The sequence below is a fragment of the Rhodovulum sp. 12E13 genome, from assembly GCF_003340565.1.
Taxonomy (GTDB): Bacteria; Pseudomonadota; Alphaproteobacteria; order Rhodobacterales; family Rhodobacteraceae; genus HLUCCA09.
Map to the genome: position 1 here is coordinate 20,572 of NZ_QPLK01000013.1, position 20,692 is coordinate 41,263.

The window sequence follows — 20,692 nt, forward strand, 5'->3', positions numbered from 1 at the left end:
CGCGGCAGGCCCAAGGCGGCGCGCTCAAGGCGTCGGGTCCAAGGCGTCGGGTCCAAGGCGACGGACCTGCGGGGAAGCCCCCAAAGCGATGGACCAAGGGCGACGGGCGCGTGACGGCCGGACGGGAGCGCGACCGCCGCGGGCACCTGCCCGCGGCCGGGCCCAACCGGAGGAGCGCCCGGAAGGGCGCGAGGGAGGGCGGGAGTGCCCTGATACGGTCAGGATGCGCGGCGCGCCTTGCGCTGCGCGCCCCCGCGATAGGCGGAAAGCGGCGGGCGGCGGAGCGGGCCGGCCCCGGCCCCCGCCCCGCGTGCCGCGGCATGGACGGCGAGGGCGGCGATCGAGGAATGCGTCAGGAGATCCTTCGTCTCGAGGTCGAGCCCCTCTGCCTGCAGCCGCGCGGCGATGCGGAACACGTCGAGGCTGTCGGCGCCGAGCTCGAACAGGCTCGCCTCGGGCTGGGCTCGCTCGCGCCCCAGGACCTCGGCCCAGACCGCAGCGATCCGCGCCTCCAGCCCCGGGCGCGGCCGTCGCGTGCCCGGCGCTGCGCCGCCGTCGGCGGCAGCGGCTCCCGGTGCGGCGGCCCTCTCGGACAGGGCGAGCGCCTTGCGGTCGAGCTTGCCGTTGGCCGTCTGTGGCAGCGCCTCGAGCACTTCCCAGCCCTGTGGCACCATGTAGTCGGGCAGCCGCGCGCGCAGCGCCTCGGCCAGCGCCGCGCGGTCGGGCGCGGCCGCGCCCTCCTCCGGCACGATCCAGGCGACCAGCCGGTCCTCACCGCCCATGCTGCGCTTGTCGACGGCCGCCGCCCTGATGCCGTCGAGCGCGCGCAGGTGGCTCTCGATCTCGCCCAGCTCGATCCGGTATCCGCGCAGCTTGACCTGCCCGTCGCGGCGGCCGAGCACCACGATCTCGCCAGAGCCCAGCCGCCGCGCGAGATCGCCCGTCCGGTAGAGCCGCCGCGCCCGCCCCGCGAGCGTCACCTCGACGAAGGCCTTTTCCGTAAGGTCGTCGCGGCCGAAATAGCCCAGCGCCAGCCCGTCGCCGCCGATGCACAACTCGCCCGCCGCGCCCGCCGGCAGCAGGCGCCCCGACGCGTCGAGCACGTGCAGCTCGGTGTTGGCGATGGGGCGGCCGATGCTGATGGGCGCACCCGGCGCAAGCCGCTTGACCGCCGACCACACGGTCGTCTCGGTCGGCCCGTACATGTTCCACAGCTCCGCGCCATGGGCCATCAGCCGCTCGGCGAGATCGGGCGGCATCGGCTCGCCACCGGCGAGCAGTTTCACCCCCTTCGGCGCGGCCAGCCCCGCCTCGAGCAGCAGCCCGAACAGCGTGGGCGTGCCCTGCAGAACGGTGGCGTGCCCCGCGTTCACCGGCTCGACCACGGGCGCGCCTGCCAGCACCTCGTCGCGCGTGGCGATCCGCACCCTGCCGCCGGCCAGCAGCGGACCGAAGAGCTCGAGCACCGAGATGTCGAAGCTCACCGTCGTCACGGCGAGCAGCCGGTCGCCCGGGCCCAGCCCCGGCTCCCGGATCATCGCGTGGAGGAAGTTGACCATCGCCCGGTGCGGGATCGCCACACCCTTGGGCGTGCCCGTCGAGCCGGAAGTGAAGATGATGTAGGCCGGCGCCCCGGGGTCGACCGGAGCGGGCGCGGGCCGGTCCCCGGGCGCGAGGCCATCGGCGCGTATCACCGGCACGCCCGCCTCGAAAGCGGTCTCGGCAGTGGCGAGCAACCCGTCGGCGCGCGCCGCCTCCACGACCTGCCGCCGCCGCGCCTCGGGCTGGGCCGGGTCGAGCGGAACATAGGCGTGCCCCGCCCTGAGGATGCCGAGCAGCCGCGCGGGCAAGTCCGCATCGCGCGGGACCGACACGGCGATTCGCGCCCCCGGCGCGGGCCAGCGCGCCTGCAGCCCGGCGGCGACCGCGTCGGCGGCGGCGTCGAGCTCGGCGAAGGTCAGGCTGCGCCGGGTATCCTCCACCGCCACCGCGTCGGGCGCGGCGGCGACCTGCGCCCGGAAGAGGTCGTCCGCCGTCCGGTCGGCGGGATAGGCGGCGCGGGTGGCGTTCTGCGTCTCGACCAGCGCGCGCTCCTCTTCCGGCGAGACCAGCGGCAGCGCGGCGGCGGGCCGCTCGGCCCCCTCGGCCAGCCCCGCGAGCGCCCGGGCGATGTGACCGATCCAGCGTCGCACGCTCGCCTCGGCGAACAGGTCGGCATTGTAGTCGACGTCGACGCGCAGCGCCTCGCCGTGCTCGACGAAGTTGAGCACGATGTCGAAGGTCACCGCCGCCTTCGCCCCGGGCCGCGCTTCGCCCCGCGCCGGCCCGAAGGCGAGCGGCCCCGGCGCGCGCTGGAAGTTCACCCGGATCGCGGTGAGCGGCGGGCGGTTCAGGTCGCGGGGCGGCTCGAGGTGCCGCAGGAGCGTGCCGAGCGTCACGCCGTCGCGCTCGGCCGCCGCCGCCAGGGTCCGGCCGACCGCCGCGAGGTGCGCGGCGACCGGCGCCTCGGGGTCGAGCGGCACGCGCACGGGCAGGAAGCTCATGCAGTGGCCCGCCACATCGGGCTCCGGCAGGCGCGCACGCGCGGCCATCGGCACGCCGATGATCATGTCGTTCGCGCCCGACAGGCGCGACAGCACGATCCGCGTCGCGGCGAAAAGCGTGGCGAAGGCGGTGCAGCCGTGGCCCGCCGCGGCCCGCCGCGCCGCGCGGTAGGTGGCGGCGGGGATCTCGACGCTCAGGCTCGCGCCTGCCTGCCCGCGGCCGGGCTGACGGGGAAAGTCGGCCGGCAGTTCCGGCAGCGGCGGCGGGTCGGCAAGGTGCTCGGCCCACCAGCGCAGGTCGTCCTCGGCCGGCGGCGCCTCGGAGGCGGCTCGGGCATGGGCGGCGAAGGATGGAGCGGGCGGCAGGTCGGCCGGGCGCCTCTCCACCCGCGCGGTGTAGAGCGTGGCGAGCTCCGACAGAAGCACCTCCTGCGCGCGCCCGTCCGAGGCGATGTGGTGCAGCGTCAGGATCAGCGCGTGTCGCGCCGCGCCCAGCAGGGCGAGCCGGGCGCGCAAGGGGGGCTCGGCCCCCAGCGCGAAGGGCCGGGCGGCGTCGGCGGCGACGAGCCGGTCGAGCCCCGGCTCCCCCTCGGCCGAAATGTCGTCGACCGGCAGGTCGGGCGCGTGCGGCGGCGCGATGTGAAAGTCATCGCCCGAGGGCGCCACCCGCAGGCGCAGCGCGTCATGCCGCGCCACCAGGTCGGCCAGAGCGGCGCCGAGCGCCTCGGCATCGAGCGGCCCGTCGAGCCGCACCACGATCGTTTCGTTGAGGGCACAGGCGGCGGCGTCTCCCAGTTGGTGAGCCATCCAGAGCTCCTTCTGTCCCTCGGTCAGGGGGATGGGGCCGGCGGGCGTGGCCATCGCCGGTCGCGTCGCGGTGTGGGCCGTGGCAGAGGGCGCCGGGGCAGAGCCGGCCGGCAAGGCCGCATCGAGGTGCCGGGCCAGCGCTGGCAGCGTGTTGCGCGCGCCAAGCAAGTCGGAAAGGCCCACGCGCACGCCCCAGCGCCGCGCGATCGAGGCCGAGAACTCCGCCAGCAGGAGCGAGTCGCAGCCGCCTTCGAGAAACGTGCTCTCCACCGCCTCGGGGTCGGGATCCTCGCCGGTGAGCTGCGTCAGCAGGCGCGCGAGGTCGCCCTCGAGCCGCGCGGCACGGTCGGCGCCGGCCGAGGGGCCGGATGCCGGGCGGGGGCACGGCTCCGCGGCCGCGCCGACGGCCTCGGGCGGATCGACCCAGTGGCGGCGGCGGCGAAATACGGTGCCGGGCAGCGACACGCGACGGGCGCGCGCCCCTGCGGCGGCCCAGTCGAGCGGCACGCCCCTCTGCCAGAGAGTAGCGCACGCGGAGGCCATGGCATCGACATCACTTATCGGCTGGGTGTGGTCCGGCAGTGACTGGGAAACCCCGCCATGGCCTCCGCGGCCGAGCGTGCCCGCGGCGAAGGCGGACAGCGCGGCGCCAGGCCCCACCTCCACCAACACCGGGGACGCCCCTTCGCACGCCGCCCGGAGGGCGCCGGCGAAATTCACGCAGGCGCGCGCCTGCCCGGCCCAGAAGGCCGGGTCGCGCGCCTCGTCGTCTGTCATCCACGCGCCCGTCACCGACGACGCGAGGGGCAGCCGGGGCGCATGCAGCGCCGTGCCGGCGATCTCGTCGCGAAGCGGCTCCACCACCGGGTCCATCATGGCGGAGTGGAAGGCGTGCGAGGTGTGCAGCCGCGTCGCTGGCAGCCCCACCGCCTCGAGCCGCGCCGCCAGCGCCGCGATGGCCTCCCTCGGGCCGGCCACCACCTGCGCGGAGGGCGCGTTGGTCGCGGCGAGGTCGATGCCCTCGCCGAGCAGGGGCGCCAGCGTGTCGAGCGGCGCGCGCACGGCGAGCATCGCGCCCGCCGGCTGCGCCTGCATGAGGGCGCCCCGCCGCGCGACGAGCCGCAGCCCCTCCTCGACTGACAGCACGCCGGCGAGTGCGGCGGCGGCGAACTCGCCCACCGAGTGCCCCACGAGCGCGGTCGGGGCGATGCCGCGCGCCTGCCACAGCCGGGCAAGGGCGATCTCGGTGAGGTAGAGCGCCGGCTGGGCGAGGCGGGTGGCGCGCAGTGCCCGTGCCGCTTCCGCCTCGGCCATGTCGCGGGCGAGGAGCGGGCCGCGGATGTCCTCGCCGATCAGGTCGGCGAGCGCCTCCGCTCCCCGGTCGATCGTTTCGCGGAAGACCGGCTCGGCCGCGTAGAGTCCCGCGCCCATTCCGGGATACTGCGCGCCCTGCCCCGGGAAGAGAAAGATCACGCCGGGCGCGGCCTCTGGCACAGGCCGCTCGGGAAGGCGGGCCGAGCGCAGCCGCGCGGCGGCTTCCCCGGCCGTGGCGGCGGCGATGGCGACGCGCCAGGGCTCGGCCGCACGCCCCGTCTGCAACGTCGCGGCGACGCGGGGCAGCGGCGGCGCATCGGGCCGCGCGAGACGGTCGGCCAGTGCGGCGGCGGCCTCGGCCAGCGCCTCGGGGCTGCGGGCCGACACGGGCAGGACCTGCGGGCCTTCCGCGGCGGCATCGGCGAGGGCGGGAGCCTCCTCGAGCACCACGTGGGCGTTTGTGCCGCCCACGCCGAAACTCGACACCCCGGCCCGGCGCGGCATGTCGCCCCTGCCCCATGGCACCGGCCGGTCGGGGATGCGGAAGGGCGTGTCGTCCAGGGCGATCTGAGGGTTCGGCGCGCGGAAATGGGCGACAGGCGGGATCTCTCCCCGCTCAAGCACCATCACGGTGCGGATGAGGCCGAGCACGCCTGCGGCGGCATCGGCATGGCCGACGTTGCCCTTCAGCGCGCCGAGCCACGTCTTGCCCGCGCCGCGATAGGCCGCCGCCAGCCCCGCGATCTCCACCGGGTCGCCGAGCGGCGTCGCCGTACCGTGCGCCTCGACGAAGCCCACGGTTTCCGGCGCCACGGCGGCATCGGCCAGCGCCCGCGCGATGGCCCCTGCCTGCCCCGCCACCGAGGGGGCGGTAAAGGCCGCCTTGTCGGCGCCGTCGTTGTTCACCCCAACGCCACGGATCACCGCGCGCACCGGGTCGCCGTCGCGCAGCGCGTCCGCCAGCCGCCGCAGCACCACGACGCCGGCGCCGTCACCGAAGACGGTGCCGTTGGCGTCGGCGTCGAACGGGCGGCAGGTGCCGTCGGGGCTGGCCATGCCCCCCTCGTGCGCGCGGTGTCCGCGCGTCTGCGGAAACGTGATCGAGACGCCGCCCGCGAGCGCGGTGTCGGCCTGGCCGGCGCGCAGGCAGGCGACCGCCTGCGCCACCGCGACGAGCGAGGTCGAGCAGGCCGTGCCAACCGACATGGCGGGGCCGGTCAGGTTCAGCCGGTGGGCCACACGGGTGGCGAGGGCGTCGGTCGAGTTGCCCTGCAGGACGGCATAATCGCCCGTCGGGTAGCCGGCCGCGTAGGCGACGAGGGCCGACCGGTCGGGCATCAGGTTGTGCAGCAGGTAGCTCGAGGGGGTGGTGCCGGCGAAGACGGCGGTCGGCCCGCGCTCGGAAGCGATGCCCGCGTCGTCGAGCGCGTGGCGGCACAACTCCAGAAAGACGCGGGCCTGCGGGTCCATCAGGTCGGCCTCGCGCGGGCGGATGCCGAAATGGGTGGCGTCGAAGAGGTCGGCGCCCGGCAGGATCGGCCGCGCCTGCGGGGCATCGCCGCCGCCCTCGGGGTCTTCGCGGACGGGGGTGGCGAGGCTTCGTCCGGCGCGCATCGCCTCCCACAGGGCGTCGAGCGCAGCCGGGCCGTCGGCCTCGATGCCCGGCAGGCGGGCGGCCATGCCCACGATGGCGATGGCGCCGTCCGCACCCGCGCCCGCCGGACACGCCTCGCCCCGGGCCTCGCCCCGGGCCTCGCCTTCGGCCCCGCCCGGCACCTCGCCCGGCGCGGCGGCGGGCGCGGGTGCGGCGCGGCCGGTGCCTCCCCCGCCCGGCGTGTCGAGCCGGGCGACGAGCGCGCCGAAGCGGGACGCGGCGAAGAGCTCGGCCACGGGCAGACGCAGGCCCAGCGCCGCCTCGATCCGCCGGTGCGCCTCGATCAGCAGCAGCGAGTTGCCGCCGAGCTCGAAGAACGTGGCGTCGTCGGGCGGGGTGCCGCAGCCGAGCAGCGCGTCCCACACCTGCGCCAGCACGGCGCGGGTGCCGGTCGCCGTCCGGCCTGCCCCGCCCGCCGTGTCGGCCCCGCCCGCCGTGTCGGCCCCGTCCGCCGTGTCGGCCCCGCCCGCCGTGTCGGCCCCGCCCGGCGCCAGGGCGTCGGCGAGCGATGCCGCAAGGGCGTGCCGGTCGATCTTGCCCGCCGGGGTCAGCGGCATCGCCTCGACCAGGGCAATCCGCCCCGGCAGGAGGGCCGCGCCGACCACGCGCGCCGCCGCGTGCCGCACCCGATCCGCAAGGCCCTGCCGTTCGGCGCCCGGCTCGGGGGCGATGGCGGCGGCGAGGCGCGCCCCGCCCGGCCCCTCGACCGACCATACCGCCGCGGCGGCGACGCCGGGCGCGCCGGCGAGCGCCGCCTCGATCCCGTCGAGCTCGACCCGCCGGCCGCCCACCTTGGCCTGCCGATCGGCCCGCCCGAGGAAGTCGAGCGCCCCGTCGGACCGCTGCCGCCCCCGGTCGCCGGTGCGATAGACCGTGCCCGACCGGCCCGGCCGCGGATCGGGCACGAAGGCGGCCGCCGTGGCCGCGGGCTGCCCGTGGTAGCCCAGTGCAAGGCCGGCGCCCGCCAGCACGATCTCGCCCTCGGCGCCCGCGTCGGCCGGCAGGGGCGTGCCGTCCGGGGCGAGCAGAAACGCCTCGTAGCCCTCGTAGGGCGTGCCCAGGGGGATCTCGTCCGCCGCCGCAACCTCTGCCGTGACCCGCTGGCGCAGGGCGCCCACCGTCGCCTCGGTCGGCCCGTAGGAGTTCCACAGCTCGATCTCCGGCCAGCGGGCGAGCAGCCGCGCGGCATGGCCGGGCGACATCCGCTCGCCCCCGGCGACGTTCAGGCGCACGCTCTCGAAGGCATCGAGGTCGTGGTCGATCACCATGTGGTGCAACGCGGCATACCACAGGATCGCCGTCACCCGGTGGCGCCGCATCGCCGCCGCCACCGAGGCCGGCGTCGGCACCGCCTCTTCCAGCACGGCGACGGAGGCGCCCGACAGCAGGCCCGCCCAGATGTCGAAGAGCGCGCCGTCGGCGGCGGGCGTGGTCAGGTGCAGCACCCGGTCCGACGGCCCGAGCCCGAACCAGCGCTGCCCGGCATGCGCCGCGACCGCGCGGCGCGGAATGACCACGCCCTTCGGGCGGCCCGTCGTGCCCGACGTGTAGAGCAGGCAGGCCGGCGCCGCGCCCCCCGGCTCGTCGGGCAGAGTGGCGGGTCGGCGGGCACGGCGCGCCTCGGCGATCGGCAGCCGGGCGATGCCGGCGGGCAGGTCTGCCGCCGGGCCCGGCCCGCTGCCCATGAGGCACAGTCCGATGCCCGCATCGCTGGCGAGCGTGCCGACCTGGCCGGCCGCGTGCCGTGGATCGAGCGGCACGTAGCCCGCCCCGGCCGCGAGGCAGCCGGCCATCGCCACCAAGGCCTCGACCGAGCGCCCCGCGCAGACGCCCACGAGGTCTCCGGGCGCGACACCGGCCGCGACGAGACGGCCGGCCACGGCCGCTGCCTCGGCGACGAAATCCGCGCGGCACATCTCCTGCCCGGGAAGGGAACCGGCCAGAAGGGCCGGCGCCTCCGGCCCTGTCTCGGCCAGCCGCGACAGGCCGGCGAAGAGCGCGGCGCCGGTGCCGTCAGACCGGCCGTCGCCCGACTCGATCGGGAATAGCGGTATCCCGCCACTGGGGGCCATCGCCAACCTCGCACCCTTGCGAACCGACGCGCCGGACCCGCCGTCCGGCCGCACGGACGCATCGTCCACAGCCCGGTGCGCCCCCACGCCACCGGACAGGCCGGGAGCTAGGCAAGCACCCGCCCCGCTGTCAACGCAGCGCCGCAGACACCTGCCACCCAACGCGAGAAATGCGCCCCAATTATCTGAAAATATTTACTCTTTCCTCGAGAAACACCTCGTTGCCCAGATGGCGACGATGGCCTCCGCATGGCGGCATTGTGGCCAGACCGGGGCGCGCGGACACGCGAGGCGCCGGAGCGCCACGCCCGGCGCGGGCGCGCGGCCGTCTCCCGAATGGCAACAGACTGGTTCGCTGCTGGGGGGGACGAAACGTGGCGCATTTGTGTCAAACTGGTGGCGGGTGTGGTTCGCCGTGGCGAATCGAGGACTGGCCGGGGCTCCGGTCAGCTGTGGTGAAAGATGAGCGTGCAAAGCAACTCGCGCGACCGCTTCGGCGGACCGATCGGCTACGGCCAGAACGGCGCGGCGCTCTTGAGGGCCGGCGTTCAGACCGACGTCCTCCGCGCGGCACAGACCGGCGCCGACGGGCGCCGCATCGACGCGAAGCGGCTGTTCGACATTGCCTTTTCGCTGGCCGCCCTGCTCTTTCTCGCCCCGATCCTGCTGTTGATCGCGGGGATGCTCCTCTGGCGCGAGGGCGGCCCCGTGTTCTTCGCCCACGAGAGGATCGGGCGCGGCGGGCGCCGCTTCCGCTGCCTGAAGTTCCGCACCATGGTGCCCGACGCGGAGGCACGGCTCGCCGCGATCCTCGCGGTCGACCCCGCGGCGCGGGCCGAGTGGGAGGCGACGCGCAAGCTGACCAACGACCCGCGCATCTCGTGCCTCGGCGACATCCTGCGCCGCACCAGCCTCGACGAGTTGCCGCAATTCATCAACGTGTTGCGCGGCGACATGTCGGTGGTCGGCCCGAGGCCCGTCATCGCCGAGGAACTGCCGCTCTACCGCGAGCACTCCGCCGACTACCTGTCGGTGCGCCCTGGCGTGACCGGCCTGTGGCAGGTGAGCGGCCGCAGCGACACGACCTTCGACGAGCGCGTGGCCCTTGACGCCCGTTACGTGCGCGAGCGCACGCTGGCGGGCGACGTGGTGATCGTGGTCCGCACGCTGGGGGTGCTCCTCAGCCAGAAAGGCGCTCGCTGAGGGGGCGGTCGCGGCGCGATCAGCAGGGAGTGGCGGGCCGCGCCAGGCGCTTCATGCGGCGAGCACGATGAGGGCCGCCCAGAACAGCAGGCAGGCGCCGCAGACGATCCGCCACGCCCAACGGCGCGACGGAACGGCCCAGTCCGGGCACCTTTCGGTCATGTTCCGACCCTCTCTGGCAGGCATTCTGCCCTCCGCGACCCGGCCGCGCTCGCCCCGCGCGACGAAGCTGGGGGAGAAACGTGGCAGGATCATGGCCACAAGTCACGACGGGAGACCCCGATGGACTTTTCGGCGCCATCACGGCGGCCCGAGCCCGACCTCTCGGGCGACCCTCGACATGACGGAGGCGCGCACCCGGCCCGCCGCCCCGGCGCAGCCGCACCGCGTTCGGGTGGCGCGGCCGGCCCGCTGCTGACCGGCCGGCTCGCGGTCGGCATCGCGACGACCGGGCGCGCGCCGGTGCTCACGCCCACGCTGCGCGCCCTCGCCGCGCAGAGCCGGCGCCCCGACCTCGTGCTGATCTCGGCCGTCACTCCCGACGACGTCGCGCCCGGCGCGACCGATGACCTGCCCTTCGAGACCCGGCTGCTGACCGGGCCGAAAGGATCATGCCCGCAGCGCAACACCATACTCGACGCGCTGTCCGAAGAGGATGTCGTGCTGTTCATCGACGACGACTTCCTGATGGCGCCCGGCTGGCTCGCCGGGCTCGAGGCGCTCATGGCGCGCGCGCCCGACATCGTGCTGGTCACCGGGCGAGTCGTGGCCGACGGGGTGACCGGGCCGGGCCTGTCGCACGACGAGGCCGCCGCCGCCCTCGCCGCAGCCTCGCCCGGCGCCGGCGAGGTGCGGCCCGCCTATTCGGGCTACGGCTGCAACTTCGCCCTGCGCATGGCGCCGGTGCGCGCCCATGACGTGCGCTTCGACGAGGCGCTGCCGCTCTACGGGTGGCTGGAAGACATCGACTTCTCGCGCCAGCTCGCGCCGCACGGGCGCCTCGTGCGGCACGAAGGGCTCGTCGGCGTCCATCTCGGAACCAAGATGGCGCGCTCGCCGGGGCTGCGCCTCGGCTACAGCCAGGTGGCCAACCCCGTCTACCTCGTGCGCAAGGGCACCATGACCCGCCGCCACGCGGCCGACATGATGGGCCGGAACCTCGCCTCGAACCTCTGGTACACGCCACGCCCCCGCCCCTGGGCCGACAGCCGCGGGCGCCTGCGTGGCAATCTGCTCGCCCTGTGGGACTGGGCGCGCGGCCGGCTCGACCCCGGCCGCGTGCGCGACATCTGACGAGATCGGCCCGGCGCCTGACCGAAGCGGCCCGGACCTGAGACGGCCCGGTCACGGATGCGCGCTGCGTCGCTGCATCGCGGCACGGCGAGGGAGCCGCGATTGACCCAAGGCGCGTAACGGGTTAGAGCGCGCGCGGGAGTAGGCGATCCGCGCCACTCCGTGACGCCGGGGCGTCCGAACATCGCGTCCCGATCCGCCCCGCGGCCGCAGCCAGAGCGCCGGCCGCCCGACCGGGACAGACATGACCAAGTTTTCCGATCTCAAGCTCGACCCCAAGGTGCTCAAGGCCGTCGAGGAAGCCGGCTACGAAACCCCCACGCCGATCCAGGAGGGCGCGATCCCGCCAGCCCTCGAGGGCCGCGACGTGCTGGGCATCGCGCAGACGGGCACGGGCAAGACCGCCTCTTTCACCCTGCCGATGATCACGCTGCTCAAGCGCGGCCGCGCACGGGCGATGATGCCCCGGTCGCTGGTGCTCTGCCCCACGCGCGAACTGGCCGCGCAGGTGGCCGAGAACTTCGACACCTACGCCAGGCACACCAAGCTTACCAAGGCGCTGCTTATCGGCGGCGTCAGCTTCGGAGAGCAGGACAAGCTGATCGGCCGGGGCGTCGACGTGCTGATCGCCACGCCGGGGCGCCTGCTCGACCATTTCGAGCGGGGCAAGCTGATCCTTGCCGATGTCAAGGTGATGGTGGTCGACGAGGCCGACCGGATGCTCGACATGGGCTTCATCCCCGACATCGAGCGCATCTTCGGCCTGACCAACCCGCTGGTGCGGCAGACGCTGTTCTTCTCGGCCACGATGCCGCCCGAGATCGAGCGGCTGACCAGGACCTTCCTGACCAATCCCGCGCGCGTCGAGGTGGCCCGTCAGGCCACCGCGTCGGAGACGATCACGCAGGGCGTGGTGCAGTTCAAGCCGAGCCGGAAGGATCGCGCGGCCAGCGAGAAGCGCGGCGTGCTGCGCGACCTGATCGCGGCCGAGGGCAACGACCTGCGCAACGCCATCATCTTCTGCAACCGCAAGGTCGACGTCGACGTGGTGGCCAAGTCGCTCAAGAAGCACGGGCTCGACGCCGCCGCGATCCACGGCGATCTCGACCAGTCGCAGCGCACCCGCACGCTCGACGCCTTCCGCGACGGGACGCTCAAGTTCCTCGTCGCCTCCGACGTGGCGGCGCGCGGCCTCGACATCCCCAACGTGAGTCATGTCTTCAACTTCGACGTGCCGGGCCATGCCGAGGATTACGTGCACCGGATCGGCCGCACGGGCCGTGCGGGCCGCGAGGGCCGCGCCTTTACCATCGCGACGACGCCGGGCGACGACAAGGCGCTTGATGCCATCGAGCAGATGATCGGGCGCGACGTGCCGCGCGTCGATCGCCCCGGCCGCGCCGACGGGGTGAAGCCGGCCCCGCCCGAGGCGGATGTCGACGCGCCCGAGGGCAAGGCCGAGGCGCGGCCTGCCCGCTCCCGCCGCAGCCGCTCGCGCAAGAAGGCCGACGCGGCCGCGCCGGCGGCCGCGCCGGCCGAAGAGGCTACTGCCGCTGCGGTGGAAGGTGCCCCGGCTGCAGAGAGCGCGACGGTCGAAGCGGACCGGGCCGAACCGGAACCTTCCGAAGCGGAACGGGCCGAGCCGCCGCGCCCCCAGTCGCCCGCGTCGGGCGGGCGCCGGTCGTCGTCGCGCGGGGGCCGCGGCCGCCGCTCGGACGACGAGCCCGTCGTCGGCATGGGCGACCACGTGCCCGACTTCCTGCTGCGCTCCTTCGCCTGAGCCGCGGCCGGCGCCACGCGGGCCGTGGAGTCAGACGAAGCCCCAGGCGGCGGCGTCGGCGAGCAGCGTGCCCGGCGCGCCGACAAGCTCGGCCTCGGGCTGAATGTCGGCGAGCCCCCCGCTCAGCACCACGACCTCCTCGATGTCGAAGGCCCTTATGCCCTGCGCCGACAGGTCGTAGGCACCCCGGGCCGTAGCTGCAGGATCGAGCGCCGCGAGAGCGGCCTCGAGATCGGCAGCGCCCGCTGCGTCGGAGACGAGATACAGCGTGTCGCTCCCCCGCCCGCCGTAGAAGACGTCGTGCGATCCGTCGGCGCCGCCGGTCAGGCGCGGATCGATCCACAGCATCACGTCGTCGCCCCCGTGGCCGGCCATGACATCGCTGCCCCGCCCGCCGATCAGCAGGTCGTCGCCGGAATTGCCGATCAGCAGGTCGTCGCCGTCGCCGCCTGCCAGCAGGTCGTCGCCGCGCCCGCCGCGCAGGTCGTCGTCGCCGGATCCGCCCGCCACGATGTCGTCGCCCCCCTGCCCGTAGAGCTTGTCGTCGCCGCGTCCCCCCAGCGCGATATCCTCGCCGCGGCTCAGGAAGATCCTGTCGTCACCGCCTCCCGCCAGCACGAGGTCGTCGCCGGAGCCGGAGAAGCGCACGCTGTCGCCGTCGTCGAGAAACAGCGTGTCCTTCGTCAGCGAGGCGGCTCCGAACGCGCCGAGGATGGAATGCACCGTTGCCGTCGGGTGCACCTCGTCGAAGAACACGACCTGGCGCACCGGCAGGTCCGAGACCTCGGGGTTGACCGCGAAGGACAATGGCGGAACCGCGCCGAGATCGACATTCGGAGTGCCGGAGCCGAGATAGTAGGGCCCCTTGGCGAGGAAGCCGAAGGTGCCGGGATCGGCCGCAATCTCTTCGAGGATCAGGTCGGAACGGACGATCTCGACCTCGGCCGCGCCGGTCAGCTCGAGCTCGCCCCCCAAGAGGCGCAACCCGGCATTGTACGTGTCGACAAGGCCGTCGGCGAGCGCGAGCGCGCCGGGGTCGGTACCGTCGGGCGCGGGAAAGACGCCGAGCGAGGGCAGCAGGTAGAGCGCCACCTGGTCGATGAGTGGCGAGGCCGCGATATCGCGCACCGCCCCGCGCGTGGCGCCGGCAAGGTCGACGAGGAAGCCGGGCGCGTCGAGCAGAGCACCCAGGGGGTTGGCCAGGATATCGTCGGCGAACCGGGCAAAGTCGTTCAGCCCGATGAAGACGGTCGCGAGCACCGTGTCGCCCGGGGCCGCGAGCGGGGCCTGCGCACCGGGAAAGGGCGGCTCGCCGCCGAGAAACCGCGCGGCCTGCCCGCCAAGGTCGATCCCGTAGGACAACAGCGCATCTCGCTCCGCGGCCCCCAGCCCCGGATCGATCAGCGCCGCCGCCTGGCCCACCGTGTCGGCCGCGGTCCGCTCTCCCACGGCACGCGCCGCCCCCACGGCGTAGCCGTCGAGGCCCGCGCCGAACTCGGCCGCGAGGCGCTGGGTATGCACCGGCCCGTCGGAGAAGACACCGGCATAGCCCGGTGTCGACAGCAGCGCGCCCGGCACCGGGATCGCCAGCGGATCGACGAAAAGCGCGCTCGTCAGCCCGAAGACGGCCCCCGAATCGCTGAGGCTGTCGCCGAAGGTGACGATGGTATCGGGAGTCCGGCTGAGCATGGCGCGACCTTTCTGAGGGCGGGGAACGACGAGTGCCCCGACCCTAGCGCCGTTTCCGTCGCGCCGGAACCGTTACGTCAGCCCAGCCGCGAGATGACCACCGTCACCTCGGGCTTGCGCCCGATCTCCTCGACGCAGACCTGCCGCATGATGCGCCGCAGCATGTCCTCGAGCTTGTCGTCGTCGGCCAGCACCGCCTGCTCGGCCGCCGACAGGGCGCGCGACGCCTCGGCCTCGATCACCTCGACCAGCGGCGCGCGCGAGCGGCCCGCTTCGGGCAGGCCCATCGTCTCGGCCCAGGGCTCGCCGAGCGGCGCGTCGGATTCGTCGAGGATGAGATTCAGCATCGCGTGCCCGTTCAGCGCCATGCGGATGCGGTCGCGCACCACCCCGTCGAGCGCGCCGATCTTCACCGAACCGTCGAGATAGGTCCGGCCCGCCTCGACGTGCTCGGCCACCACGGGCCTCTCGCCCGTCAGGTCGAGCATCGTGCCGTTGGTGGCGATCGCCGCGGGGATGCCGCGCGCCTCGGCCGCCTTGGCATGCGCCCGCAACATCCGGTGCTCGCCGTGCATCGGAACGACCATTTCGGGGCGCATCAGCTCGTGCAGCATCTCGAGATCCGGCCGGTTGGCGTGGCCCGAGACGTGGTAATCGGACATCGAGTCGTCCACCACGTCGACGCCCTTCGCCGAGAGCTGGTTGACGATCTCGAGCACCCCGCGCTCGTTGCCGGGGATCGTCTTGGACGAGAAGAGAAAGAGGTCGCCCTCCTTCATTTCCAGCCCGAGATACTTGCCGCGGGCGAGCTGGGCCGAGGCGGCACGCCGCTCGCCCTGGCTGCCGGTGACGATCAGCATCAGGTTCTCGCGGGGGATCTGCGTCGCCTCCTCGGCAGGCACGGTGGCGGGAAAGGCGTCGACGACGCCCGTCTCCTTGGCCACCTGCACCATCCGCTGCATCGCACGCCCCAGAAGGCAGACGGAACGGCCTGCGGCGAGGCCCGCCTCGGCGAGCGTCTTTACCCGTGCGACGTTGGAGGCAAAGGTGGTGGCCACCACCATGCCGGTCGTGTGGCCCTCGACCAGTTCGGCAATCTTCGGGCCCACCGTGCTCTCCGAGCGGCCGGGATGGGCGACCCCGATATTGGTGGAGTCGCAGGTCAGCACCTTGACGCCGGCTGCGGCGATCTTGCCCCACAGCTCGGGGTCGAAGGGCTCGCCCACCACGGGCGAGCCGTCGAGCTTGAAGTCGCCGGTGTGCACGATGCGGCCCGCCGGGGTGTCGAGCACCACCGCGGAACTCTCGGGGATCGAGTGCGACACCGGCACGAACGCGATGCGAAAGGGCCCTGCCTGCCGCTCCTCGGGCCAGGGGTGGGCCACGTGCAGGTCGTGGATCGGCTGACCCTGCTCCTCCATCTTGCGCAGCGCCAGCGCGGCAGTGAAGCGGCGAGCGTAGATCGGCGCCTCGAGTTGCCCCCAGAAATGGGCGAGCGCGCCGATATGGTCCTCGTGGCCATGGGTGATGACGATCGCCTCGAGCCTGTCCTTCCGCTCGATCAGCCACGACATGTCGGGAAAGATCAGGTCGACCCCCGGCGTCGTGTCCATGTTGGGAAAGGTCACGCCCAGATCCACGAGCACCAGACGCTCCCGGTCGGGGGGGCCGTAGCCGTAGACGTAAGCGTTCATGCCGACTTCCCCTGCCCCGCCGAGGGGCAGGTAGATCAGGCGCGCGGTGTCATCATTCATTCAGGGCTGCCAATCGTCTTGTTGTAGGCGTGGATGACGGTCAGGCCGTGCATCGTGAGATCGTCCTCGAAGGCGTCGAACAGCGTATCGCCCTGCTGGAACAGCGGCGCAAGGCCCCCGGTCGCGATCACCTTCATGGGCGCGCCGTATTCGGCGCGGATGCGTCCGCAGATGCCGCCGATCAGGCCGACATAGCCCCAGAAGACGCCCGATGTCATGCAGTCGACCGTGTTGGTGCCGATCACGTGCGACGGCTTGGTGACGTCGACGTGGGGCAGTGCGGCCGCGGCCGCGTGCAGCGCCTCGAGGCTCAGGTTCACCCCCGGCGCGATCACGCCCCCCACATAGGCGCCGTCGACGGCCACCACGTCGAACGTGGTGGCGGTGCCGAAATCGACCACGATCAGGTCGCCCCCGTGGCGGTCGAAGGCGCCGGCGGCGTTCACCAGCCGGTCGGGGCCGACCTGCGTGCCCGGGTCGACCCGCGGATCGGCCGGCAGGCGGCAGCCGGGCTTGCCCACCACCATCGGCCGCGTGCCGAAATAGCGGTCGGCAAAGACCCGCAGGTTGAACACCACGCGCGGCACGGTCGACGAGACGATCACCTCGTCGATCCCGAGGCCCTCCGGCCCGTTCAGGCCGTGATGCTCGAGCAGCGTGCGGAACCAGACGAAGTACTCGTCGGCCGTGCGCTGGTGGACGGTGGCGCAGCGCAACGTCACCAGGAAGCGGGTGCCGTCCCAGACGGAAAAGACGGTATTGGTATTGCCGCAATCGATGCAGAGCAGCATGGCGCGCGCCTCCCTTCGCGTGGCGACCCTTCGAGCGGCGCCCTAGAGGAACACCTCGGCCGCCGCGATCGCCTCTCGCCCCTCGCCCGTCGCCAGCACGAGGTGGCCGGCCTCGTCGACCGTCTCGAACACGCCCGAAAGCTCTCTCTGGCCGGTGCGGGCGCGGATCGGCTCTCCCAGACGGGCGGCGCGGGCGAGCCACGCCTCGCGCACCGGCGCGAAGCCCTCCTCGACCAGCCGCCCCTCCCAGACGGCGAAGGCGGGGGCGAGCGCGTCGAGGAAGGCGGCGGGCGACACCTCGACCCCCAACTCGCCCGAGAGCGACACGGGCGTCAGAGCGCCCGCGGGCAGGTCGGCCGCGTCGGGTGCGGCGGCGAGGTTGACGCCCACGCCAACGAGGAGCGCGCCGCCCGGCGCCGTCTCGAGAAGGATGCCCGCGACCTTGCCGCCGTCCAGCAGAACGTCGTTGGGCCATTTCAGCGCGAACGGGGCACGCTCGCCCGTCAGCGCCACGAAGGTGTCGTAGAGCGCGAGCGCGGCGACGAAGCTGCGCAGGGCCACCTGCGCGGGGCCGCCCCCCGGGCCGGTATCGGGCCAGAGAACGAGCGTCGCCGCGAAGTTGCCCGGCGGCATCGCCCAGGGGCGGCCCTGCCGGCCGCGCGCGGCCGTCTGCTCGGCTGCCATGATCCAGGTCGTGCCGGTCAGCTCGGGGGCGCGGCGCGCGGCTTCGGCCATCGTGCTGTCGACGCGGGGCAGGACGATCCGCCCCGTGCCCGCGGGCCAGCCGGCCCCGGCCGCGCCGCCGCCGTCAGTCGACAAGCGCCGCCGCCGCGACCGCCGCGGCCCCGTCCACGCCGAAGAGGTTGACGACGCCGAGCACCATCACGGCGGCCGAGGCCATCAGGAACCCCCACTGCACTGCGCCCATCCGGCCGTCGATCCGGTCGGCGTCGGGCGAGCCGAAATACATCAGGTAGACGATGCGCAGGTAGTAGTAGGCATTGATCACCGCTGCGAGCACGCCCGCCACGGCGAGCCAGGCGAGCCCCGCCTCGACCGCCGCCGTCAGCACCGCGAACTTGGCGAAAAAGCCCACGAGCGGCGGCACGCCCGCCATGGAGAACAGCAGGACGAGCAGCGCGAAGGCCTTCCCCGGCTCGCGCTCGGACAGCATGTTGAGCGTGTCGATCCGGGTGATCGCCCGCCCTTCGCGGCTCATCGAGAGGATGAAGGCGAAGGTGCCGATGTTCATCGCGATGTAGATCGCCATGTAGAGCAGCATCGCCTCGACCCCGGCGGCGGTGCCGGCCGCCAGCCCGATCAGCGCGTAGCCCATGTGGGCGATCGACGAATAGGCCATCAGCCGCTTGATGTCGCGCTGCCCGATGGCGGCGACGCCCCCGACGAACACCGACGCGACCGCGAGGAACGCCACGATCTGCTGCCAGTCGCCCACCGCCTGCCCGAAGGCGTCGTGCAGCACGCGGGCGAGCATGGCCATGGCCGCCATCTTGGGCGCGGTGGCGAAGAAGGCGGTGACGGGCGTGGGCGAGCCCTCGTAGACGTCGGGTGTCCACATGTGGAAGGGCGCGGCCGACACCTTGAAGGCGATGCCGGCGGCCATGAACGACAGGCCGATCACGAGGCCCAGCCCGATCTCGCCGTCGGTCGCCGCGGTGACGATGCCGGCGAACTCGGTCGTGCCCGAGTAGCCGTAGACCAGCGACGCGCCGTAGAGCAGCATGCCCGACGACAGCGAGCCGAGCACATAGTATTTCAGCCCCGCCTCGGTCGAGCGCACGTTGTCGCGCCGGATCGAGGCCACGACGTAGAGCGCGAGAGATTGCAGCTCGAGCCCCAGATAGAGCGCGATCAGGTCGCCGGCCGAGACCATTACCATCATGCCGGTCACGGCCAGCGTGATCAGTACCGGGTATTCGAAGCGCAACAGGTCGCGGCGGACCATGTAGCTCTCCGACAGCAGCAGCACCGCCGCCGCCGACAGGAGGCACACGATCTTGGCGAAGCGGGCGAAGCCGTCGTCGACGAACATGCCGCCGAAGGCCTCGCGCGTGCCGCCGGGCGACAGCCCGATCCAGATCGCCACGGCGACGAAGACCGCCGCGGTCGTCCACAGGACCATCGAGGCCATCCGGTCCTTCCCCGTCCAGACGGCGAAGAGCAGCGCCGACATGGCGTAGACGGCCAGGAAGATCTCGGGAAGCAGGATGGCGAGGTCGGCGCCCATGTCACTCTCCCATGGCGAGGCGGATGTCTCCGGCCTCGAGCAGTGCGGTCTCGTATTCGCCCACGAGCGCGGTGACGCTGGGGCCGATGATGTCGGTGGCGAGGCTCGGATAGACGCCGAGCAGCAGGGTCATCACCACGAGCGGCGCGAAGATCGCCCGCTCGCGCGCGGTCGTGCCCTTGATCGACTTGAGGCTCTCCTTGATGAGATCCCCCAGCACGACGCGGCGGTAGAGCCAGAGCGCATAGCCCGCCGACAGGATCACCCCCGTCGCCGCGACGAAGGCGACCCAGGTGTTGACCTGGAATACGCCGACGATGGCCAGGAACTCGCCCACGAAACCCGACGTGCCCGGCAGGCCCACGTTGGCCATGGTGAACAGCAGGAAGATCGCCGCATAGACCGGCATCCGCACCAGGAGACCCCCGTAGGCGTCGATCTCGCGGGTGTGCATCCGGTCGTAGATCACGCCGACGATCAGGAAGAGCGCGCCCGAGACGAAGCCGTGGCTGATCATCTGGAAGATCGCGCCGTCGATCCCCTGCTGGTTGGCCGCGAAGATGCCCATCGTGACGTAGCCCATGTGGGCGACCGACGAGTAGGCGATGAGCTTCTTCATGTCCTCCTGCGCCAGCGCCACCAGAGAGGTATAGACGATGGCGACGGCCGACAGCCACAGCACCAGCGGCGCGAGCAGGTCGGAGGCCACGGGGAACATCGGCAGGCTGAAGCGCAGGAAGCCGTATCCCCCCATCTTGAGCAGGATCGCCGCGAGCACCACCGAGCCCGCCGTGGGCGCCTGCACGTGCGCGTCGGGCAGCCATGTGTGGACGGGCCACATCGGCATCTTCACCGCGAAGGAGGCGAAGAAGGCCAGCCACATGAGCGTCTGCATGCCCCCCAGCACCTGGATGCCGAGCACGCTCACGGTCTCGGTGCCGAAGTTGTGGTCGAGCAGCGCCACGATGTCGGTCGTGCCCGCGTCGACGTACATGGCGATCATCGCCACCAGCATCAGCAGCGAGCCGAGGAAGGTGTAGAGGAAGAACTTGAATGCCGCGTAGATGCGGTTCTTGCCGCCCCAGATGCCGATGATGAGGAACATCGGGATCAGGCCGCCCTCGAAGAACAGGTAGAACAGCACGAGGTCGAGCGCGACGAAGACGCCGAGCATCAGCGTCTCGAGCAGCAGGAACGCCACCATGTATTCCTTGACGCGGTGGGTGACGTCCCACGCGCTGGCGATCACCAGCGGCATCAGGAAGGTCGTCAGCATCACGAACAGGATCGAGATGCCGTCGACGCCCACCTTGTAGGTCAGGCCCAGCAGCCACTCGCGCTCTTCCACGAACTGGAAGCCCGTGTCGCCCGGGTCGAAGCCCCACAGCAGGAACAGCGAGATCACGAAGGTGGCCGAGGTGGCGATCAGTGCGAGCCACTTGGCGTTCTTCCGTGCCGCCTCGTCCTCGCCGCGCAGGAACAGCGCGAGGATCGCCGCGGCGATGGTCGGCAGGAAGACGATGATCGAGATCAGGTTGTCCATG

General features: G+C 73.1%; 10 protein-coding genes. 3 read left to right on the forward strand and 7 right to left on the reverse strand.

All coding sequences use genetic code 11. The features are described 5' to 3' along the window. Positions 1–218: 218 nt before the first annotated feature. A complete protein-coding gene (locus tag DLJ49_RS12430) occupies positions 219–8,390 on the reverse strand; it encodes a non-ribosomal peptide synthetase/type I polyketide synthase (protein ID WP_115393878.1) in 8,172 nt (2,723 codons plus the stop codon). A gap of 462 nt (positions 8,391–8,852) precedes the next feature. Between DLJ49_RS12430 and DLJ49_RS12435 the strand changes: the two genes are divergently transcribed. From DLJ49_RS12435 to DLJ49_RS12450, 3 genes are all read left to right on the forward strand, one after another. Beyond that, complete coding sequence (locus DLJ49_RS12435; RefSeq protein WP_115393879.1) at positions 8,853–9,593, forward strand: sugar transferase; 741 nt, start codon at positions 8,853–8,855, stop codon at positions 9,591–9,593. 282 nt (positions 9,594–9,875) lie between these two features. After that, on the forward strand, positions 9,876–10,886 hold the full coding sequence (locus tag DLJ49_RS12445; protein ID WP_115393881.1) for a glycosyltransferase family 2 protein: 1,011 nt from the start codon (positions 9,876–9,878) through the stop codon (positions 10,884–10,886). 244 nt (positions 10,887–11,130) lie between these two features. Next, a complete protein-coding gene (locus DLJ49_RS12450; protein WP_115393882.1) occupies positions 11,131–12,666 on the forward strand; it encodes a DEAD/DEAH box helicase in 1,536 nt (511 codons plus the stop codon). Positions 12,667–12,696: 30 nt separating this feature from the next. On the opposite strand, the gene DLJ49_RS12455 is transcribed toward DLJ49_RS12450, so the two are convergent. The 6 genes from DLJ49_RS12455 to DLJ49_RS12480 all read right to left on the reverse strand — a co-directional run bounded on the left by DLJ49_RS12455 (position 12,697) and on the right by DLJ49_RS12480 (position 20,691). After that, complete coding sequence (locus DLJ49_RS12455) at positions 12,697–14,355, reverse strand: SGNH/GDSL hydrolase family protein (RefSeq protein ID WP_115393883.1); 1,659 nt, start codon at positions 14,353–14,355, stop codon at positions 12,697–12,699. Positions 14,356–14,432: 77 nt separating this feature from the next. Next, positions 14,433–16,109 (reverse strand): ribonuclease J, encoded by a 1,677-nt coding sequence (locus tag DLJ49_RS12460; protein ID WP_115393884.1) that lies wholly within the window; start codon positions 16,107–16,109, stop codon positions 14,433–14,435. Continuing rightward, positions 16,106–16,900 (reverse strand): type III pantothenate kinase, encoded by a 795-nt coding sequence (locus DLJ49_RS12465; RefSeq protein ID WP_115393885.1) that lies wholly within the window; start codon positions 16,898–16,900, stop codon positions 16,106–16,108. Before DLJ49_RS12465 ends, DLJ49_RS12460 begins: the two co-directional genes overlap by 4 nt. A 42-nt stretch (positions 16,901–16,942) precedes the next feature. Continuing rightward, positions 16,943–17,719 carry a biotin--[acetyl-CoA-carboxylase] ligase gene (locus tag DLJ49_RS12470; RefSeq protein ID WP_255566637.1) on the reverse strand — a complete coding sequence of 259 codons (777 nt, stop codon included), beginning with the start codon at positions 17,717–17,719 and terminating at the stop codon, positions 16,943–16,945. Continuing rightward, the gene (gene nuoN / locus DLJ49_RS12475; RefSeq protein ID WP_115393886.1) at positions 17,709–19,148 is read right to left on the reverse strand and encodes an NADH-quinone oxidoreductase subunit NuoN; all 1,440 of its coding nucleotides are present in this window, start codon (positions 19,146–19,148) and stop codon (positions 17,709–17,711) included. Before nuoN ends, DLJ49_RS12470 begins: the two co-directional genes overlap by 11 nt. 1 nt (position 19,149) lies before the next feature. Then, a complete protein-coding gene (locus DLJ49_RS12480) occupies positions 19,150–20,691 on the reverse strand; it encodes an NADH-quinone oxidoreductase subunit M (RefSeq protein WP_115393887.1) in 1,542 nt (513 codons plus the stop codon). Between the last annotated feature and the right edge of the window lies 1 nt (position 20,692).

Bases quoted from the DNA above. Each gene is read 5' to 3' on its own strand.
- nuoN (WP_115393886.1), bottom strand. From the start codon at position 19,148: ATGGGCGCCGACCTCGCCATCCTGCTTCCCGAGATCTTCCTGGCCGTC.
- DLJ49_RS12435 (WP_115393879.1), top strand. From the start codon at position 8,853: ATGAGCGTGCAAAGCAACTCGCGCGACCGCTTCGGCGGACCGATCGGC.
- DLJ49_RS12465 (WP_115393885.1), bottom strand. From the start codon at position 16,900: ATGCTGCTCTGCATCGATTGCGGCAATACCAATACCGTCTTTTCCGTC.
- DLJ49_RS12445 (WP_115393881.1), top strand. From the start codon at position 9,876: ATGGACTTTTCGGCGCCATCACGGCGGCCCGAGCCCGACCTCTCGGGC.
- DLJ49_RS12430 (WP_115393878.1), bottom strand. From the start codon at position 8,390: ATGGCCCCCAGTGGCGGGATACCGCTATTCCCGATCGAGTCGGGCGAC.
- DLJ49_RS12460 (WP_115393884.1), bottom strand. From the start codon at position 16,109: ATGAATGATGACACCGCGCGCCTGATCTACCTGCCCCTCGGCGGGGCA.
- DLJ49_RS12450 (WP_115393882.1), top strand. From the start codon at position 11,131: ATGACCAAGTTTTCCGATCTCAAGCTCGACCCCAAGGTGCTCAAGGCC.
- DLJ49_RS12480 (WP_115393887.1), bottom strand. From the start codon at position 20,691: ATGGACAACCTGATCTCGATCATCGTCTTCCTGCCGACCATCGCCGCG.
- DLJ49_RS12455 (WP_115393883.1), bottom strand. From the start codon at position 14,355: ATGCTCAGCCGGACTCCCGATACCATCGTCACCTTCGGCGACAGCCTC.